General features: G+C 73.6%; 1 protein-coding gene. It reads left to right on the top strand.

The window, feature by feature from the left end; translation table 11 throughout:
• Positions 1-54: 54 nt before the first annotated feature.
• A partial coding sequence (locus DQW06_RS02515) for a nitrate- and nitrite sensing domain-containing protein (RefSeq protein WP_117197886.1) occupies positions 55-1,726 on the top strand: 1,672 nt, incomplete at its 3' end.

Genomic DNA, 1,726 nt, shown 5'->3' with positions numbered 1-1,726 from the left:
CACCCCGGCGGACCCCCGCAGGTAGCCTCCGCCGCTCTCCCCCAAAGCGAGCCCATGCCCCACAACAAGCGCCGTTCGCTTCGCGCCCGCATGATCACGCTGGTCCTGTTCCCCAGCACCGTGCTGCTGGCCCTGTGGGCCGCCTTCACCGCCCTGCTCGTCGGCGACATCGGTGAACTGCGCACCACCGCCACCTTCACCGAACAGGTCGGCGTCCCCGTCGAGGAGACCATCAGCGCGCTCCAGCGCGAACGCCGCGCCACCATGGACGCGGCCTGGGGCACCGAGCGCACCGCCCTGTACCTGACCTACTCGCGCCAGCGCACCGACGAGGCCGTGGACGCCCTCAGCCGGAGCCTGGACGCCTTCGACGTGCAGGACCTGCCCGAACAGGCCCTGGCCTTCCGCGCCGCCGTCAACCGCGTCGACACCCTGCGCGCCCGGGTGGACGCCTCCTCCCCCACCGAGATCGACCTGGAGGAGACCTCCACCGTCTACGACGAGGTCATCGAACAGGGCCTGCGCGTGTGGGACGGCCAGGTCGAGCGCGCCGACCCCGCCCAGGCCCCGCACCTGCGCTCCCTGACCTCGCTGATGCGCACCCGCGAACTCCTCAACCAGCAGGACACCGTCCTGGCCCACGCGGTGGCCACCAACTCCTTCCCCGTCCAGGCCCACGCACAGTTCGCCGCCGCGGCCGGAGCCCAGCACTACACCTGGGACCGGGTCGTGGTCGAGATGAGCGAGGAGGACGGCCAGGACTACATCGAGCTGGAGTCCTACAGCGAGGTGCAGCGCATCTACCAGCTCCAGGAGAGCATCATCTCCATGCCCGTGCGGGGCGGGGCCACCGTGCCGGTCAACGCCACCGCCTGGCAGGGCGCCGCCGAGGCCGTGGACGCGCGCATGCGCGACGTCGAACAGGGCCAGATCGACCGGGTCATCGCCTTCAGCCGCTCGCAGTCGGCCGAGCTGCGCACCAGCGTCCTGCTGGTGAGCGTGCCCGCCCTGGTGGCCGCCCTGGTCTCCTCCGCGGTCGCGGTGGGCGCCACCCAGCGCCTGGGCAGGCGCCTGCAGGACCTGCGCACGGCCACCCTGGAGCACGCCCGGGTGCGCCTGCCGGAGGTGACCGCACGGCTGCGCGCGGGCGGCAGCGTGGACGTGGACGCCGAGGTGCCGCGGCTGCGGGTGGAGAGCACCGACGAGGTCGGGCAGGTGGCCGAGGCCTTCAACGACGCCCAGCGCGCGGCCGTGGCGGCGGCGGTGGAGGAGGCGCAGGTGCGCGCGGGCGTGCGCAACATGTTCCGCAACATCGCCCGGCGCACGCAGGCGCTGGTGCACCGCCAGCTGGGGCTGTTGGACGCGCTGGAGCGCGCCGAGACCGACCCCAAGGTGCTGGAGTCGCTCTTTCGCATCGACCACTTCAGCACGCAGATGCGGCGCAACGCCGAGAACCTGATGCTGCTCAGCGGGGACGCCCCCGTGCGGCGGGGACTGGCGCCGGTGCGCCTGCACGAGGCGGTGCGGGCCGCGGCCAGCGAGATCGAGGACTACGTGCGGGTGCGGGTGCTGGCGGTGCCGGCGGTGGCGCTGCGCGGCGAGGTGGGCGCGGACACCGTGCGGCTGCTGGCGGAGCTGCTGGAGAACGCCACGTCCTTCTCGCCCCCGGGCACGGAGGTGACGGTGCGCGGCCGGGCCGGGGAGGCGGGCGGGTGCGTGCTGGAGG

It is taken from the genome of Nocardiopsis sp. TNDT3 (assembly GCF_003427465.1).
Classification (GTDB): Bacteria; Actinomycetota; Actinomycetes; order Streptosporangiales; family Streptosporangiaceae; genus Nocardiopsis; species Nocardiopsis dassonvillei.
The sequence above is the reverse complement of the archived record's forward strand: the minus strand, read 5'-3'. Positions and strand labels throughout refer to the sequence as shown.